Annotated in this window: 10 protein-coding genes; 7 read left to right on the top strand and 3 right to left on the bottom strand. The window is 55.0% G+C overall.

What is annotated here, in order from left to right; all coding sequences use genetic code 11:
* Positions 1-246: 246 nt before the first annotated feature.
* The 3 genes from TRM7615_RS14485 to TRM7615_RS14475 are packed head-to-tail and all read right to left on the bottom strand — an operon-like array spanning position 247 to position 3,938.
* Positions 247-1,578 carry a hypothetical protein gene (locus TRM7615_RS14485; protein WP_108788762.1) on the bottom strand — a complete coding sequence of 444 codons (1,332 nt, stop codon included), beginning with the start codon at positions 1,576-1,578 and terminating at the stop codon, positions 247-249.
* Complete coding sequence (locus TRM7615_RS14480) at positions 1,575-3,680, bottom strand: tyrosine-type recombinase/integrase (RefSeq protein WP_108788760.1); 2,106 nt, start codon at positions 3,678-3,680, stop codon at positions 1,575-1,577. Before TRM7615_RS14480 ends, TRM7615_RS14485 begins: the two co-directional genes overlap by 4 nt.
* A 30-nt stretch (positions 3,681-3,710) precedes the next feature.
* Entirely contained in the window at positions 3,711-3,938 is a 228-nt protein-coding gene (locus TRM7615_RS14475; RefSeq protein WP_108788758.1) for a helix-turn-helix domain-containing protein, read from the bottom strand.
* 268 nt (positions 3,939-4,206) lie between these two features.
* Between TRM7615_RS14475 and TRM7615_RS14470 the strand changes: the two genes are divergently transcribed.
* From TRM7615_RS14470 to TRM7615_RS14440, 7 genes are all read left to right on the top strand, one after another.
* A complete protein-coding gene (locus TRM7615_RS14470) occupies positions 4,207-6,417 on the top strand; it encodes a hypothetical protein (protein ID WP_108788756.1) in 2,211 nt (736 codons plus the stop codon).
* 183 nt (positions 6,418-6,600) lie between these two features.
* A complete protein-coding gene (locus TRM7615_RS14465; protein WP_108788753.1) occupies positions 6,601-6,987 on the top strand; it encodes a transposase in 387 nt (128 codons plus the stop codon).
* The gene (tnpB, locus tag TRM7615_RS14460; RefSeq protein ID WP_108788751.1) at positions 6,984-7,337 is read left to right on the top strand and encodes an IS66 family insertion sequence element accessory protein TnpB; all 354 of its coding nucleotides are present in this window, start codon (positions 6,984-6,986) and stop codon (positions 7,335-7,337) included. Before TRM7615_RS14465 ends, tnpB begins: the two co-directional genes overlap by 4 nt.
* A gap of 55 nt (positions 7,338-7,392) precedes the next feature.
* Positions 7,393-8,904, top strand: coding sequence for an IS66 family transposase (gene tnpC / locus TRM7615_RS14455; protein WP_108789100.1), 1,512 nt, complete (start codon positions 7,393-7,395; stop codon positions 8,902-8,904).
* Between the two features lie 253 nt (positions 8,905-9,157).
* On the top strand, positions 9,158-11,116 hold the full coding sequence (locus tag TRM7615_RS14450; RefSeq protein ID WP_125133693.1) for a hypothetical protein: 1,959 nt from the start codon (positions 9,158-9,160) through the stop codon (positions 11,114-11,116).
* A gap of 14 nt (positions 11,117-11,130) precedes the next feature.
* The gene (locus tag TRM7615_RS14445) at positions 11,131-12,636 is read left to right on the top strand and encodes a hypothetical protein (protein ID WP_125133692.1); all 1,506 of its coding nucleotides are present in this window, start codon (positions 11,131-11,133) and stop codon (positions 12,634-12,636) included.
* A 2-nt stretch (positions 12,637-12,638) separates the two neighbouring features.
* Entirely contained in the window at positions 12,639-18,158 is a 5,520-nt protein-coding gene (locus tag TRM7615_RS14440) for an ATP-binding protein (RefSeq protein WP_108788745.1), read from the top strand.
* Positions 18,159-18,161 lie beyond the last annotated feature (3 nt).

Genomic DNA, 18,161 nt, shown 5'->3' with positions numbered 1-18,161 from the left:
GGTCGCCAGTCGGTTCGCGAAGGCGCATTGCGCGTTGCCCAAAGGCATTTCGTCGGTCGTTTTTAGGATGTTGAGCCGGGTCTGGATTTAGTGCGGCATGTTGAGGAAGTTCCGGCGATGGGTGGATTTTGTTGAAAACGGTCGCTGATCACCCCGTGCGGGTGATGATGCCCCTTTTTCAACATGACGCGGAAAATACAGAAATTACAGGGGTTTGTGGAGGCCAACGGGTTCCGCTGACCGCCGTTAGATATCCAGGTCCACGCCGGTTCCGCGGCAGGATGCGAGGAAGCTACCGAATTCCTGGGCAGCTCCAATACCTTCGGAATGGTCGTAGTGGCGGGCCGTCGTTGCCGCCGACTTGTGGTCGAGCAAAGACGTGGCAGCCCGCCCACCTCCAGCCAATGTTTCGCTGGCTTCGGTCGCAGCATTGTCTCGCAAGCGCTGAATGGGGATCCTGACCCCAAAGGCCTTCTCGGTCATGTTGCCGGTCAGCCTGCCAATTTGCTTTTCGCTGATTGCCGCGTTCCGAGATTTGACGGATGGGAACAGTACCAAACCGTCGTCGAAGATTGGGCGAAACGATTGGCGGTACTCCCGGAGCGCCGCTGCCAATTGGGCGTTTCGGAATGTCCGAATGAAAGGTTCACCTTGTTTTCGGTCTTCCGGGAGTTTCAGCATCGAAGCGGGGATGCAGACCTGGATCGTCTCGCTGTCGAGCAGCCTGATTGTGCTGTCGAGCTCGAAGCATGATAGGGCTCGAGCGCGCTGTGGCACCGCCGTGCCAGTTGCAAGGATCAAACCGTTCCGGAATTGCAGGGCTGCGTGCAGACCCCGCATTGAGCGCGATCTGGCTTCCTCGATGTGATGAAATCCGAGAGCATAGATTGCAGATGCGCCGACGAGTTGCGCACCCGTCTTGGTGCTCGGACCTTCGGTTTTTGCACGCTCGCGCCAGTCGTTGGCAACGAATTCGCAGGCAGGGGATGAGAAGCTTGGCTCTACAAGTGAAACGCCACCCAGGATACGCAACATGTAGTCTGAAACCGAACGAATGGTCGCGGCCTGCCCACGCGTTTCATCGCTTTCGAGTAGGCGGTTTCCGAAAGCTTCGAGCTTTGCACCGGTAGGCGACAGGTCGAGACCGGAATGAGAACAGAAGTCTTTCCATCTCCTCATCGCGTAGATGACCGATATGAAATAGCTGGCGCTCCAGATTTTGCTCCCTTTGACCCGCTTTCCCTTCCTGGACAAAACCATGTGTTCGGCCATGGGTTGCCGCCACGTTGCGGGTAGGTGCCAGATGGCTTCCTCGACCTTTTCCCATGCAGATTTGGGGGTCGGTTTCGGCGTGACACGATGGCTGCGCAGGATCTGCCCGAAATGCGTGGTCGGACTTGGCCCCCATTTTTCACTCGCCAAGCGTTGAACATGAGCGAATTCGGCCAGGGCTGTTGCGCCGACTTCATCAACGCGCTGTTGCAGGTGGGCCGACAGTTCGGCCCTCCCGGGGACTGGATCTTCCAGGGTTGCAGAACGGATGTCCTCGATGAGCTGAAGATGCTGGTTGTCGGTCATTTTTTGCTCCTTGTTGAGCCCCTCCTTGGCGAGGTGGCGTCGAAATTCACGTTCAGCTTTTCTTGCCACTCATCCAGAACGAGCGTTTCATCGAGCTCGGCGTAGTAGTCGAGGGTGGTTTGCAGGCTTTTATGGCCCAACAATCGCTGCACTTTTGGCAGGTTATCCGGGCTGTCTTTCAGCCAGATCCATCCGATTAGGTGACGGTAAAGATGGGGGTGAATGCTCACCCCGACATGCCTCTCCAAAAGACGGGTCACTCGCTTCAGCAGCGTGCTGAAGTGTTTGCTCTGCGCTTTCTCGCCTTGAGATGGAAACAGGTAGGGGTTTTGCTTGTCTTCTGGTCGGAGGATGCGTGGGCGAAGAACTTCGAGATAGTTCCTCAACAGGCGACTGGTTCGCTCACTCAGCGGAATAGGCAGGTCTGCATCGCCTTTACCGCGCATTTTCACCTCGATGGCCGGGATGGTAAGCCGGGCCCGGTCGCCTTGCCAGGAGACCCAATCCAGCCGAGCACGCAAAACGTTGTCGCTTCGGGGTGCTCGGCTCATCAGGATGTCGTGTGCCAATGCCGCCATCACGTCGCGGATCAGGTCACTATCCATGACATCGACCTTGGCAGGAAGCGTGCCTGTCTTCCTTCCTTGCAGACGCCGGCGCCTGTCGATCTCCGTGTTCACGTTCATGATCACGGTGTCCGTAAGGTTCATCGTCTGGAAGATCTTTTCCTCGGTGAACTGATGGAGTTTTGCCCGATTTCTTGGAGAAATTCCTTTGAAGCCGGGATTGTGAAGCGCGATGAGATCGGAAATCTCTGCCAGATCCTTAGCCGAGCGCCCTATGAAATCTGACGCAATCTTACGTATTGCCTTCAGGACACTTGAAACATAGCCGCTCGGATAGTCGCTCTTGTTACCGTCCGCGAGCGTTGCCGCACCGACTTCGAGAAACTCAGGGTCTGTGAGCTCGTCGATTGTTTCCGGGACAACGTCTGTTGCGGCGACAATGGCCTTTGCCATGGAGATGACATAGCCCCGGCGGCAAGCCAAAGTCTTGTCGGCCCACCGGCTTTTGCCGGTCAAAAACCCCTTCGAAGCCATGAGTTCAGGCGCGCCTATTTCTTTTGGTTTTCCAGAGCGGGCATGCCGTTTTTTCTTTGCGGCCCTAAGGCGCGCCATCTTCTCAGAAGCCGGCTTTTCCATTGCATCGAGAGAAGCGATGAATTCGGTTCGTGACAGCCCGTCTCGGGACATTTGGCCCGTGGCCCACGGCGCAACCCGATTGTCGAACTCTTCGAGCAACGATACGAGTTCGGAAACGCAGACGCCAAACTTGTCGCGGCCATCTTCGAAAGGGTGCGAAGGGGAGGTAAATCCGAACCTCGAGAATTCGGGGTGCTTGGACATGGTGCGCAGCAGGCTTGCAATCTCCCGGACGTGTTTTTCACATTGTGCTTCGCCCTTGGCAGAGACCTCGATCCGATGGCGATAGTATTCCGCCAATGTATCTGCTGAAATCTGGCCGGGTTGAATGCCCTCGTCATGCAGGAAGAGGAGAAAGGAACCGGAAATCAGTCGAGCGGATACAGGCAGATCGCTTTCCCGGATCGCTTCGTGGGCCTCTTTGTACACTCCGCAGATGTCGTCGATCCTACGACTGCGTTGCCGAGACTGCCCGCTTCCTACGGCAGCCACTAACATGGAACGGTAGGTAGACATGCTTCCCTTGCTAAGATTGAAGCTTGCAGGAGTATGGCGGTCAAAAAAGTCGATCACGTCCTGCTTGCAGACAACCTTCAGCTCAGGCACCCAGTCGGCATTCCGGCAAAGCCACCCCAACCGCGAACTCAGTGATTTGTTCCCGGCGTCCCTGGCTTCCGCGATCAGGTCCGAATAGGTCCGGGGAGGCTCGGCTCCAAGCTTTGAAAGATCCTGGCCTATGGCATCTGATAGGGCAACGAGAGTCGTGTGGCGGGGTTGAAGCCCGGGGATGTTTAGAATGTCGGCCACGGCTTTTGCGTTCAGCCCCGCACGTAGCGAGAGCGATCGCCGAGATTCACCGCTGGTTTCGAGATAGTCATTCAGGGTTTGCACAAGTGTCATCTTGCTTGCTCCAGCTCAAAGGGTGATTGGTTAATCGAGGTCGAGATCCGGCCTTCCGATCTCAGGCCGGACTCGAAGCTCGAAGACCGCGAGCCACTCGTCTTTGACTGTCCAGGATTTTCCCAGTTTTGCTGCCTGCAGCTTGACCAGCCCGTTCGGTGTCGGGCAGCCGTGGTTGATCCAGTCCCGGATCGTGTGCGGGTCGCGCTTGAATATTTCGGCGATTTCGTTGGTTGAGTAGTACTTTGGCGTTTTCATTGGTTTCCTCCCTTTTTCTGGAGAGGAAATGGTTCCCTGAAGCGCCGAGCGGAAATTTTCTAAGAAATAATAATTGCGGTCCTTTGTTTGTGTTCTTGGTCGCCGATATTTGTTTGTCGGAGCTTTGTCGTGACCGAAAAATGGGTCACGCCAGTAATAAGAAATCTATTTCCTGTCTGCCCCAAATCTTCCGGATCAAACCGCTGTTTCCGTGGTTTCCGCAACAGACCGACTTCCCCGTCAGTTGAAATGAAACGGAAAACTGACGATGAATATGAATTTCTCCTCGACTGGTGTTTTGAGGGACGGATCTGGAAGGTTTACTGGGCAGGGTGCATTCGACACGGACTTGCCAACGCCAAAAACCAAATTCACCACACTTACGGAGGTGGACGGCGATCTGCGCGAAGCATTGGAAGGTGCCGATGAGGTTCTCGCAAGCTGTGCAGAAACAACCTGCGGCGTTGCCACCGTTGTATGTCGCGCAAGCCCTGGGGCAGGGAAAAGCCGACTGGCAAGGCTATTGATGGCGGAAAAGGCGCGCCGGGACGAGGAATGCCGCGTGTCATTCCACTTGCCAACCTTGGATCTTGCCGAGGAAGCCGCCAACGAGGCTCGCGATCTTGGCCTGAAGGCGCAAGCAATACGTGGCCGTTCCGCTAAGCGCCCAGATGGCTCGGGAACGATGTGTGCTAAAGTCGATCTTGTTGAACGCGCCAGCCGTTTGGGGATCGGTGTTCGTGACAGTTTTTGTAGGCGCGTTGATGAGGATGGGAACGAGCAACGGTGCCTGCACTTTTCCCATTGCGCATATCTGCAACAATTCCGCACCGAGGCGGAGCACGCTTTCCTCGCTACAAACTACCTTTCACTGCCAGATCCGGTCGAGAAATGCGATCTGCGGATCGTTGACGAAACTTTTTGGCAGCAGTTCCTGTCGATCAGGGATGTTTCGACTGTAGCTTTCATCGAGCCTCGCACCTTTTTTCCAAGGTCAATGGCCAGCGACCATGCGGGCCTACTGGATGCCGCCAAGCAGGTCGTGGCGGCGTTGATTGACGGCTCGTCTCCGTTATCTCTTCCGTTTACATCCGAGGATTATTCCAAGTTTTCCGCCTTGGAATGGCAGGGAAAGGCACCAGACCCCGATCTGGCCCCTGATCAGAGCGGTGTTCTTCAAGACCATCTCCTGAAACATGCCGAGTTTTGCTTTCGTCAGGTCTCCAAGTTTTCGGCGATTTGGTCTGTCTTGGCTGATGCAAAGGAGGCCGGCCTTTCAGAGACAGAGCGGCTTCGCCTGCGCACGGATGGTGACAGGCATTTCATCCGGATACTGCGCCGCAAGGAGCTTTTACATTCCGAACCGATGCTGGTGCTTGATGCGGATGCCGACGACGACATCCTTTCTGCCCTCGGCTGTGATGTACGGGCAAAGCACGAAGTCGCGCTTCGTCCCAATGCAAAAATCACACAGCTTCATGACCGTCGCATGACGAATGGGAGCCTGCTGACCAAGCCTGGCATTCGGGAAACTTGGCGGCAGATCATCGCCCGGGAAGTGCTCATCGACAAGTTGGGACAGGGTAGTGGTGTGCTGGTCGGCGCGACACGCAAGGTCGTCCGTGCATTCTTCAAGGATGCCGGGCACTCCTTCGATGGAATGACCGAAGAACAGGTTTCCGAATTCATGCTCGAGACAAAGTTGCACGGAGCCCAATGGTTGTGGTTTGGAGGTCGTGCGCTCGGTTCGAACAGGTACAAGGACTGCTCGAGCGTCGTCGTCATGGGACGAGAGGAATTGCCGGTAACAGCGCTGGAGGATCAGGCACGGGCGCTTTGGGGAGATACTCCAGGGAAGCCGCTTGAACTAATCGAGCCTGATGAGACCGGTATGCTTCGGATGCCTACCGCCACGGTGCCTTACGAAATGACGAATGGATCAGCCAAGGCGGTACAGGCACCTTGTCACCCCGACCAGCGCGTCCGCCGTTTGCAGTTGCAGTCGCGCGAATTCTCAACTCGTCAGTTGATTGAACGCCTTCGTCTGGCCCGATCGTCCTATCCAAAACGGGTGATCATTGGATGCAACATTCCGATCCCGGGAATGCCGGTTGATGATTTGATTTCGTGGCAAGAATTATCTCCGCGTCGAATTGAAGCTGCGGCTATCGACGGTTTGCTCGGATCAGGTGGAGTTAGATTGTCGCCGGATGGCCTGGCGAAGGCCGCTCCGAATGTTTTCCCGACACAGGAGGCTGCTCGCACATATTTGAAACGGAACGAAGTTCGGTTCTCGTTTGCATGTGATAGTGATAACGGGAAATTCTTAGGAGACCGACTGCAATTTGCCTCCCTAAGGCGGAATGTTCGGCATGCGCGCAGGGAAAGCGCACTATTGTTGCGCCTTAGTGGTGACATCAGGGGTGACGCAGAGCGCCTGTGGGGTGACTTGAAAACATTCGAACTCGTGAAATGCTAACAAATCCCGGCATCGAGATTCACAAACCAAACGGAATTCCTTGTTCTCCTGAGATGATGGGCGTTGCTTATCGACTTTCGCATTTCAGCCACTTTAATCGTAACCGGTGTCGTGTTCCCACACTTACGGCATAGCGGCTGATCTGCGATTCATGGGCTTCTTTGAATTGTGGAGAGTTTCTCGATGGGAGCTACAAGCGAGTTTCTGGCAAGGGTGCCGCGGCGTTCGGACGGTAAGCGAGATTGGCCTCCGGAGCTGAAAGCGCGGATCGTGGCGGAGACGTTGATTGAGGGCGAGACGGTCAACGCGGTTGCTAAGCGATATGAGCTGATCCCAAGCACTGTGTCTGATTGGCGACGGATGGCGCGGCAAGGCAAGCTGGTTCTTCCAAATTTGGAGGGGATGGATTTTGTTCCTGTTGAGATCGAGACGCCTGCGCCTGTAGCCGAGCCTTTTCCCACCACGTCGTCCAGGACGATTGATGTGATCAAAGGCAATGTCACCGTTCGTCTTGATGCCACAACACCCGCGACACGGATTGCCGAGATCGCAAGGGCCCTGTCCACGTGATCACACCAACTCATAAGGTGCGGATCTTTGTGGCCAGCGATCCGGTGGATTTCCGCAAGGGCCATGACGGGCTGGCCGCTCTGGTGCAAAGCCACCTGCGCCAGAAGCCATTCGACGGGTCCGTCTATGTGTTCCGCGCCAAGCGGGCGGATCGGCTGAAGCTGATCTATTGGGACGGCAGCGGGCTGGTGATGGCGTACAAGCGGCTTGAGGATAACAGCTTCAAATGGCCCGCGATCAAGAACGGGGTGATGCGCCTGGAAGCGGCCCAGTTTGAAGCGCTCTTTGCGGGTTTGGATTGGCGGCGGGTGCAGCCCTTGGAGGTGGCAGAACCTGCTGCGGCGGAGTGACTCACGGAGGTGTTTGCGCGGGTCATTATCCTCTTGTTTTGTTATGGAAGCGGGCATGAATATGCCTGACGAATTGCCCGATGACATTGCCGAACTGAAGGCGATCATCCGTGCGCAACAGGACCAGAATGCGCGGCTTGAGGCCTTGGTCGCCTCCTTCAAGAAGGCACTCTTTGGGAGCAAATCCGAGAAAGTAGATCCAGCCCAATACGAACTGGAACTCGAAGATATCGAGACGGCCATCGCTCAGGTCGAAGCTGAGATTGATGCGGACGAACGCACCGCACCCGTTCGACCACCGAAGCCGCGCCAGACCAACCGGGGATCACTGCCCAGGCATCTGGAGCGGGTGGAAGTAGTCATTGAGCCTGAGCTTTCCTGCCCCTGCGGGGCCGAGCGTCATGTTATCGGCGAGGATGTCAGTGAACGGCTGGATATTGTCCCCGCCCAGTTCCGGGTCATTGTCACCCGCCGCCCAAAATACGCCTGCCGGTCCTGCGAGGTTGGGATTGCCCAAGCCCCGGCACCCGCCCATATCATTGCAGGCGGCATGCCAACCGAGGCCACTTTGGCCCATGTGCTCGTCTCGAAGTATGCGGATCACTTACCACTTTATCGGCAGGCCCAAATTTACAGCCGCCAGGGCATTGACCTGGATCGCTCGACCTTGGCTGCTTGGGTCGGCAAATCGGCGTTCGAACTGACCCCGGTCTATGACGCCCTGATGGTCGATCTGAAGCGTTCCACCAAACTCTTCATGGATGAAACGCCTGCCCCAGTCCTTGCCCCAGGACGCAAACGCACCAAAACCGGATACTTTTGGGCCTTGGCCCGCGATGACAGGCCATGGGGCGGCGAGGACCCGCCCGGTGTCGCCTTCACCTATGCGCCGGGGCGATCCGGTCAGCATGCGGACAAGATTTTGAACGGCTTCAGCGGCATCCTGCAGGTGGATGGGTATGCTGGTTACAACCGCCTGCTCAAACGCCCTACGCAGGATGTGACACTGGCCTATTGCTGGGCACACGCGCGGCGTAAATTGCACGATGTCACCCAGTCCAGCGAGGCTCCAATCGCGCAGGAAGGCTTGGCGCAAATCCAGGCGCTCTACCGCATCGAAAAAGACCTGCGAGGCCTGAGCGCCGACCAACGCTATGCTGCACGACAAGAACGCTCAAAACCCATCATCGATGACTTCGAGCTTTGGCTCGCCCAAAACCGCGCCCGCGTCTCGGTCAAATCGCCAACCGGAGAAGCCCTGAAATACATCACCAAATATTGGGACGGGTTGATCCTGTTCCTCGCCGATGGCCGCATCGAGCTCGACAACAACGCAGTCGAGCGCACCATTCGTCCCATCGCCCTGAACCGCAAAAACGCGCTCTTCGCCGGTCACGATACTGGCGCACAAAACTGGGCCGTCATCGCGTCCCTGATCGAGACCTGTAAACTCAACGGGCTCGAGCCCCATGGCTATCTGTCAGGTGTCCTGACCGCCATCGCCAAAGGTCACAAACAAACGGACATCAACGAGTTGCTACCCTGGAACTACCCCAAACCCGTGTGACCAGCGCACCGGTTACCTTTAATCTGTTCTCGAGAGCAATTGAGTTTCAAGTAGTTACGAGGAGCTCTGGGCGTATTCATGGCCTTGGCGAATTGGATTATCAGCATGCCTTCAACGAGCTTGGATAACCGCCGAAACCGTGCGAGAAAGATCTCGTGGAATATTCGCAAGAGTTGTGTTGAGGCTAATGTCATACTCAGACTGGATACTTGAACGTTCATTTGGGGGCCTTGGAACTGCCGCTGCGCCTGGCGTGGCAGCCTCGGTCGATGGATGGGTCGATGGCCCATCGGCACCCGGTGCTTTGGAAGCGTGTAATCGCCTTGTACTCAGTGCAACTCGTAAAGATTCTTCGGACTCGGTTTCGACCATAGTGTTGTTGGTTGGCGGAGCAGGTAACGGCAAATCTAAACTGGCCGCCGACACCATTCAGAGGCTTGAGACAGCCAAGTTGATTGGCCACGCTGGAGGTGTTCAGAGACTTTACGAATACGAGCTCGAGTGTGGAAAGCGCCTCAATGTCTTGAACGACGCCACTATTCAGCCCGAAGGCAAATCTACATCCCCGCTGGTGAATGATCTGGTCCGCTCGATGGAGCGGGGAGATCACATGCTCGCATGCGTCAACAGGGGCGTTCTAATCAATGAAATGAGAGGTCTAAGTTCGATCGCGTATAAGGGCTACGAGGCTGCCGCCGGGGCTATCATCGCGTGGTTGCTTGGTCAAGAATTTGAGAAAAGCTGTGAATTGCATTTAGAGGTGCAGGAAATGGCACAAACGGACCATTACTCCTATGGGGTTATCAAGACGGAACAAGACACGGTAGCCGAAGTCCACGTGGTTTTCATGGACCATGCCTCGCTCTTGGAAGAATGGCCCTCAGTGCGAGAGAAAGCGGGAAACCTTCAAGGCCCGGTTTGTTTAGACCCGATTGATGTAAGGCCTCTCGATGCCGAAAGTGGCACGGAAACCAAGCTGGCATTTGGGGTGTGCGTATCTGGGACAAGTGGAAATTTCTTGGATGCCCATGGTGACGATGAGCTCGATCCAATATTGGCCAATGCCAAGGTTCTTTCGTCTTCATTGGTGGCCAGGGGCTGGTGCGCCGTGGCCAGGGGGGCCGAAGTTGTCTCGGGCACCCATTTTACCTATCGCGAATTGTGGGCGCTGTATGTCCATTCGATCGTTGGTCCTGCCGCCCCTGAAACTCTTGCCAAGCTTTCGAGCCATGTGGAACGCTTGATTGGTAAAGCGAGGTCAACAGATAAGGATAAGAGACTTTCGGCCTTGTTGGGGCTCGGTCGATTGAGAGCTCACATGTTGCTCTTTGATGCCGGAAAGCCAAGCGATGCCGATGACGATCTTGTGCCGGTAGACGACTTTGATTGGCCATTGACCTCGAACGAAGCGCTCGCGGCCATGACGCTGGCTGACCCGCTTCGTGATTTTGGCCCAAGCGATGGCGAAGGCTATCGCGAAATCGCAGAACTTGTTTCGGAAATCGAAGAAGGGCGAAAGCCGGGAGAAATGCTCGCGGCGAAGGATCCCAGGTTTGCTGCTATCTGGACTCCTCTTGATGCAGAAATCGAACGAGCGGTCCTACAAGAAACCAAGCCAGGGCGAGACAAGGCGACGATGAAAAGACGTAATTGGCTCCTGGGTTGGTATGGTCGGTACTTCTACAGGATGGTCGGTCTCGCGCGTGGTTGGCCTGCACATTTCAGTTTGATTTCCGAATGGCAAGAATCTTGGCTTGACGCTAACAAACGAGGGTCCCTGTCATCGGCTCTCGAGAATGCATTGTTTGAGATTGTCATGCCAGGTGATGGCCAGCGGGGTGAAACATATTTCTCGATACTCGGCCCTCGTGTTGAACCTGCCAATGGGGCCGCAGCCGGTTCCTACATTGAATTGTCGCGCAGGGATTTTGACTTGAGAGCATCGACAGCAGGAGACCGTATTGAGCTTACTTTTGAAAAAACCATGCGTGGCAGAGAACCGAAACCGGTTGTCGAAGCAGTGCTTGATTTTCACCTCCTGAGGGAAGCGGTTGCTCGCAAAGGTGGGCATGGATTTACGGATTCTCTGTCATTGATCGAACCACGAATTGAGCGCATGCGAGCAGGTCTTGTTGCCGGGCAGCTCGCGGATCGAGACAATTCGAGACGATACCAGTTTATCCGCGGCCGCCACGTAGTCTCGTCGCGATAGTAGAAAGAATTAGCATGGCGAAAGACACCTCATTCCTTGGTTTGAACCGCCCGGAATATATCCCTTCGCGAGAACTTTTCATGTCTGAGTTGGCGTGGTCCCTTGCACCACCCCATTGCGCTTCGAAGTTGGATGAAGGGGGAGGAACAAAAGGAATTGTTTATTCTGTTCGAAATGTAACCAAGCCAGGGAACCGAGTTGACCCTTTTCAAACGCGACCAAAGATGGGCGATGAAAGGTTTTTGGAAGTAGCTTCGGTGCTGGAGCAACAGTTGGGTATCAGGAAGGCCGAAGACCGAGATGTCGCGGTAAGGTGTCTTCTTGATGATATTGAGGCACCCACTTCCCGAAATTCGGCGCGCACAACTGCAACCCCACTCATGATAGAAGCCGCGTTGCTTCAAGAAAGACGCGGTGTAACGGGCAAAGACAACCCTGCAAATATCGCTCGGATCGTGGAGCAGATGTATGCACTGGGTGGAGGTTCGAGATCGGCGGCGTCCCAATGGGTAGGGGCCGTCAATGGTGCTGGCCAAGGAGGAATTCCGGCCTGGGCTGTTGAGGCCATCAAAGTGCTCTTGCCCACAGACTTGAAAGACGCGCCAGCAGCGATCGTCGAGAAAAGCACGCAATCACTCAAAACAGGAATTCGGGTTCCGAGATGGCTCGAACAATACCCAAGCACACCGTTCCATTGGTTTGCCGAGAGTTGGGGAAACCTTTGTTCATCCGGGTGGATTGACGCCATGCCGAGAAGACGTTGGACGGATTGGGCTTCATGTATTGCACGTACAGCCATCGGGGCTGGTTTTCTCTTCGAGATGCACTTGGCGAGGAGAATGGTCGCTGGTCTGGTGGCAGAACGAAACCCGGAGAAAACCGTGTCCATAGCTATGGACGAGGGAAATCGCCTCCTGGCCTGGGATGACAGGCACGGCACATCGGAAGCAGATGTTGGCCCAACTATTAACAGGCTCGTGGCGGAAGGATCTGCTTGCTTGGAGCTCTTGGATAGGCTGGCGAAACCGTCTGTCGAAGACGGGGTAGAAAAGCCACCCGTAATCAGGCCTCCTTGTGATTTTGATGACGTTGAGAACGGTCTCGTTGAATGGCTGCGAGCCGCGCGTGGTGCAATTGAGGAGTCCGGGCAAAACATCGCGCAAGATGTCGCCGAAGCGCTCGAGGCGGATATCTCCGGGGGGGGCAAAAACCTAAAGGAAACGATCCGGTATTCTCTTCTTGATCGGAGCGAGAACAAGAAATCTGACTTGTATGCATTACTACGTGGTGCGGGCCGTTTCACGGTTGTTGAACCCGGGCAAGAATGGCTGGTGGCAGTGGCGAGCATGTGCGCGTCCAAACCCGGGCGCATTGCTCGAATGGCGGATCTGCAGAAGTCCCTAAGAGCACTTGGAATGGAAGTTGCCCAATCTACGCTCGTGGCTCGCCTCGAGCGATTTGGTCTAACCAGGAGCAGTCACGATGCGGATGAGGCTTTGGAAATAAGGGCGGGGTTCTGAGTATGAGAGAGAACATCCTGGCGCATGCCTTGGGAACATTGTTGTCCAGCACACCTGGGCTTTACAGGATTATCCTCCCCGTGTCTTTTGATGAGGCGTTTAAGCGCGTAGTTGCCGGAAGCTTGGCGGAGCTTGGCGGGATCCCTGTAGTCGTCGACGAGGTTTCGGGGCCCACCGCCATTGGGGAAGCGATCGCGAAGCGAACTGTTGATGACGGCGCGAAAAATAAGGCTGTCGTCCTAATCGCGACGGAAGGTCGGGTGAGCGAGATAAAATCACTCGAGGCCTATCGTGACGTATTGGCTGATGGGCTTCCAGGTGGAGCAAACCGAGGACCCGCGATCGTGACGGTAAGTGCGCTCGCCGAAAGGATCGCAAGTTCCACCTACCCAGGGTTAGACAGCAATGGTTTGGCCAAGACGCTCGAGTTTGTTTTCAAGTTCTTGGCGAAAGCGCACGAGGAAGTTGGGAACGACGGTCTTAGGTGGACTTCTTCATTCTGGGACCACATCGATAGACTTTGCAGTGCGCTACCCGCTGCCTTGTCGGTCATTCCCGAAGGTTTCCCTCATAAGGCTCGGAACGCTGTATTCATGGCAGCAGGATTGCCGAGGCCGGATGGTGGGGATGTTAAATACGCGGACAAAAATAGCCCAGAGCGATATGGTAAGCGTATTCGGGATGGTTGGACCAAGCGTGATGAAATTGAGCTTAGTATCGACCTGATCGACCAATTGGAAGGTGGCGCGGACGGACATCCAATTTGTGAGCTGCCGATCGAAGAATATCCCAGCGTTCGTGCGAATTTCGGCCACCCCGTGTTGGCCTCGTGTTTCCTTGGAAACGATGAAACAAGGTTGAAAGCATGGCAAGGCACGTCGGAAAAAGCGTTCTTCTCCGCGAGTGTTCCTGATACACCGGATCATGTCTTCTACGAATTGGACGCAGAAGATGCAAAGCAGCGCATGAAGCAAGTGGACGTTCGGGGAATAGATTACGTATTACCTCGAAAATCCGGCGCGAAGGTCAATGACAAGCAAGTTTCCTTGGGTCGTTTCGTCTTGGAAATTCGGGGGGTGAACTTCCCTGAAGGTGTTACGGATCCCTGCAAAGTCAGCACGAAGCTGCATTCGAAAACCAAGGCAAAGTTGCTTAAAACACTTAAAGCCGAGGATGGAATTGAGGTCGAGTTCGAGTTGCATCGAACCGTCAAGAAGCAGGGCGAAAAATGGCGCGAGAAGCCGATCGTCCTCGTCGTTGAGCCCACCGACGCAAGCCAGTGGAAACCAGTTCAACTCAAGCTTTTTGTGCCTCACCCAGGGCGGGTATCCATTATCGCGATCGAAGAAAAAGGTGCACGAGGAAACCCGAGTGCAGTTTTCTGCGATGAAACACCGTTCAATTTTGACGAAAACACGTCTGTTGTAACGATTGATCGAGAAACAGCTGGCGAGGTCAAGCTACAGCTAACTGAGCCGCGTTCGAATTCCGATCTCATCGTTGTTGGGAACAAGTCAGTTCCCTCTTGGAGCGAAGGATCTTCGCTGCGTGTGGCGTCTCCCGAGGAGAAAAACAGGTATAGGCTGGGAAACATCGGGGGCGATCGAGAGCTTTCAATCGACCAAGACGTATTCCAGATTTCAGCGCCCCAAATCGAACATGGCCAAGTAAACCCGGTATACGCTGCGGTACTGGGTGACAGTGTCGTTCCAGCAGGAGATGATCTAAGGAGGGAACTACTTTTTGATCCGAGGGGATACCTGGAAGCTTGGTACCAGGAGCAAGTTCTCGCCACGGAGCCAAGTGAACAGGTGAAATCGTGTCTTGGCACAGTTGTATTGGATTCGAATTCCCAGAATGGAGACACGATTGCCTGGAATGAGCAGGTAAGTGCCTTTGCAGATTTCCCAGGGATCGTGAACGTCCGGTACCCACAAGTTACAGATTACAATAAGTTTTGGAGTGCATTCGCCAACCTGGGACTTGGGGCCATTGGCGGGACAACCGACATTTCCCAGTGGCCGAGTGCGCTCGACTTGAGAAATATCGAGATCGAATGCGTCGAAGCCTACCTTGCAGCATACGATGATCTTCTTGGCGCATCCGATGGGACCGCGGCAAGTAGGATGCATGCCTACCCGTTCTCCGCCATACTCTTTGACAGGGGGCGCGGTGACCCAGAGGGAGCGTTGCTTTCCCCTTTGCATCCACTCCGTTTTGCTTGGCTTTGGAGCATCCAGAATGCAACCGATGAGATCGCTCGAAGCGATATCTATGGAAAGGTCTCCGGGTCCTTCTTGCGTTTCATTGACGGTGAGATGTTACCTGTCATCGGGCCTTCCGTTCGCGATGCAACACGATGGATCTCGATGGGCTTGGCAGCGGGACCTCAAGAGTTCTTCGCGGGTTGGTCCCTGCTGGTTGGAACCGAGTTCCACGTAAACCACCGAGGGCGCGCGATACACCTCGTGGGTCGTGACCTGCCTTTTGGAACGCCATCTGGTTTGGACCAAGGGGGCGTTGAGGCTGCCTTGAGGGACTTCCTCAGGGTTTTCCCCGCCTCTCCGCAGCTTCGAATTTCCCTAACCGCGCCTGCCAATGGAGAGCGCTATGCTGAGACAGACGAGGCGATCGTCGCCGCGGCGAGCCAACTGTTAGTTCGAAATACCAGTACGCTCCCAGGTGGGATCAGAATTTTGGACGATAACCGGAGAAAGGGGCTCCCTCCCTCCGCCTCGTCTGTTCTTGGTCGCATTGATCCAGATGCTCTCTCTGTTCGATCACGTGGTGGAAATGTCCCGTTCGAATGGACCTCTTTGCCAGGCTCAGCGGCGCGCAAACAAGTGGACGTCCAGTTCATAGAGGACTCCATCGTCACGCTTTCTGCGCCCGAGGTTATGGACGACGGGGAAACGATTGGAACCTCGGGTGGAGGTTTGCCAATTTCTCGGCAACGCATTTGGAGCAACAAGGGGCTAAGCGCCAATCAATCCAGTTTTGATGTTTCCCTCGGGGAAAAGTCGTTCGTTGGACTTCAGGGGTTTGCCTCAGCATTGTCCGGTTTTGAAAGCTTGGGGCTAACGGGTGGACACCCACGGTTCATGGCTGGCGTATCTATCGGCGATAACCTTCTTTCTGGCACTGCGCGTTGGACGATAACCGGGAACCGGCATCTTGACCCCTCAGCTCTATCTCTCCAGCTGCGAAACCTTGCTGCAGGTCTTTACCTGTGGGAATGGAGGCCAGCTTTCCTATCGCGCGAAAACCAAAGTGGTGCGATATCGTCGATCTCCTCGACGCATCCATACACGGTCTTGGCTAAGCCGTCTCACGCGCTTGCCGAGGAAGTTGGTGGAATTCTGGACAAGGCGGGAATGGCTCGGTCAACAGACGAGGTTGCCCAACTTGTAGCCTCGCTGGGCACACGTGGCATCGGGCTTTCGTCGTTGCTGACCATGGGACACACGCAAAGCCAAGGCGCCCTGGGATTTTGGTTGGCGTTCTTGACGTTGATGTCCTGGGAGAAAAATGCGCCGGAAGGCGAGGCCCGATGCGTCGTTCCCGTAGACGCGGTTTACCCGTTGCTGGACCTAATTGGACACGGTGCGAAAAAGGCTGACGAACAAAGAAGGGCCGACCTTCTCCTGTTGTCTTTGAAATCTGGCGGCGACAAGACTCAGGTCTTTCTGCACCCTGTGGAAATCAAGATGCGAGGAGGCGACAATGGGAACAGTTTCCCCGGGGTGGGGACAGATAGTCTGAGCGATCCGTTGGATCAACTCTCGTCCTCAGCCGATGTATTGAGGCGGGTTTGCACGAATTACGAGGCAACTGAGGGCGGTCTCCAATTGGTCAATGCCGCAATCGCCAGCCTCGTCGAGGTTGCCTTCGCATTGCGACCTAAGGGCGCGGCTAAAAACGTCGAACAGGATGTCAAGGCGTTGGAGGCAATCGGGAACGGCCAGGCGGTATTGCACACTTCTCCGGGCACCTTGTTGTGGTTCCAAACGGGCGCATCCGCTGGAGGAGGGGATCTTTACGAGGTACGAAGCGGGGCGACGGGTGCCCCGGACCAATTCTTTGCAAACCCGATAGTTGTTGATGACCCTGACAAACTCGCGGCGCTGAGAACAGAAATCGAAACTTCCGTGTGCCAAGAATTGTCGCCGCTGGTTGAAAAGACCCTGAAAGAAAATCAGGATCCAAGACCAGAAAAAGGGGGAGAACGACAATCTGCGGAGGAACCGGGAGTCGAGGAGTCGAAAGACGAAGTAGTTGCCGAGTCAGAAGGTGCTAAAATCTCTGATGAAACAAGCTCAGTGACCGAGGGTGTTGCGGTGCCGAGCGCCCAGCTCCCAGGCCGAGGCGAGGTAGTTTCGCAGGGCATCGAAGTGCTCGTCGGCTCTGACGAGCGCGGAAGCAAAGTAGGGAGCGTATGGTTCAAACCAAGTGAGACGCGGTTGAACCAACTCAATGTCGGCGTGGTGGGCGATCTGGGGATGGGGAAAACCCAGTTTCTCCAATCTTTTGTCTTCCAGATTGCAAATTCAGGTGCGTCGAACAGAAACGTGCCCCCAAAATTCTTCATCTTCGATTATAAAGAAGACTATCAGAAACCTGGGTTCATTGAGGCGGTCGGAGGTAAGATCCTTGATACTCACCGTTTACCAGTGAATTTCTTTGCCATTCCTCCCGCGTTGTCGGATGCGCGCTCAGTTTCACGGGACAAAGTCAGACGTGCGAATTTTTTCGCTGACCTGCTGAGACGAGTGGCAAAGATTGGCCACGTGCAACGCAATGACCTCTACGCGTCGATCATGCAGGCTTATGATGACTGCCCAGAGGGCATTTTCCCCACCATAGATGACGTTTTCAACCAATATTCCACTCATGGAAAGAGTGACTCTGTGATATCTGTCCTAACGTTGTTGAAGGACTTGGAAGTTTTTGAAAAGGATAGTTCGAAGACAGCGAGCTTCGTCGAAGTTTTTGATCGGACAACAGTGCTCACACTGGGTGACCTTGCTGACGCTGGTCAGGATATCGTCGATATCGTGGCCACTATGTTTCTTGATCATCTCTATGCAGATTACATGAAAACTCGACCTAAGTCGCCTTTCCTTAAGGGGGAAGATGGCGTCACCCGGAGACAGGTCGATTCCTTCGTGCTGATCGACGAGGCGCACCACGCCATGAACCGCGATTTCGATGTGCTTATGAATCTTATGCTCGAAGGGCGAGAATTTGGGATGGGGGTCGTGCTATCTTCTCAGTTCCTATCGCATTTTGACGCTGGAAAGCACGATTGGTCCGAAGCTCTTTCAACCTGGGTAGTCCATGGGGTCAGATTCGCAACTGCCAAGCAGTTCGAGCGCATCGGCTTTCGAGGAAACCTTGCAAGCATGGCCGTAGATGTAGCTGGCTTGAAACCCCACATGGCCTATTTCCGATGTGCCAACGGATACAACGATGGATTGCTGATGAAAGGAAAGCCGTTCTTCGAGTTCTTGCAAGAAGGTTAGCGG

Origin of the sequence: Falsiruegeria mediterranea M17 (genome assembly GCF_900302455.1) — a bacterium.
Lineage (GTDB): Bacteria > Pseudomonadota > Alphaproteobacteria > Rhodobacterales > Rhodobacteraceae > Falsiruegeria > Falsiruegeria mediterranea.
The sequence above is the reverse complement of the archived record's forward strand: the minus strand, read 5'-3'. Positions and strand labels throughout refer to the sequence as shown.

Excerpts from the sequence above, each read along its gene's own strand:
- TRM7615_RS14485 (WP_108788762.1), bottom strand. The coding sequence starts at position 1,578 with ATGACCGACAACCAGCATCTTCAGCTCATCGAGGACATCCGTTCTGCA.
- TRM7615_RS14480 (WP_108788760.1), bottom strand. The coding sequence starts at position 3,680 with ATGACACTTGTGCAAACCCTGAATGACTATCTCGAAACCAGCGGTGAA.
- TRM7615_RS14475 (WP_108788758.1), bottom strand. The coding sequence starts at position 3,938 with ATGAAAACGCCAAAGTACTACTCAACCAACGAAATCGCCGAAATATTC.
- TRM7615_RS14470 (WP_108788756.1), top strand. The coding sequence starts at position 4,207 with ATGAATATGAATTTCTCCTCGACTGGTGTTTTGAGGGACGGATCTGGA.
- TRM7615_RS14465 (WP_108788753.1), top strand. The coding sequence starts at position 6,601 with ATGGGAGCTACAAGCGAGTTTCTGGCAAGGGTGCCGCGGCGTTCGGAC.
- tnpC (WP_108789100.1), top strand. The coding sequence starts at position 7,393 with ATGAATATGCCTGACGAATTGCCCGATGACATTGCCGAACTGAAGGCG.
- TRM7615_RS14445 (WP_125133692.1), top strand. The coding sequence starts at position 11,131 with ATGGCGAAAGACACCTCATTCCTTGGTTTGAACCGCCCGGAATATATC.
- TRM7615_RS14440 (WP_108788745.1), top strand. The coding sequence starts at position 12,639 with ATGAGAGAGAACATCCTGGCGCATGCCTTGGGAACATTGTTGTCCAGC.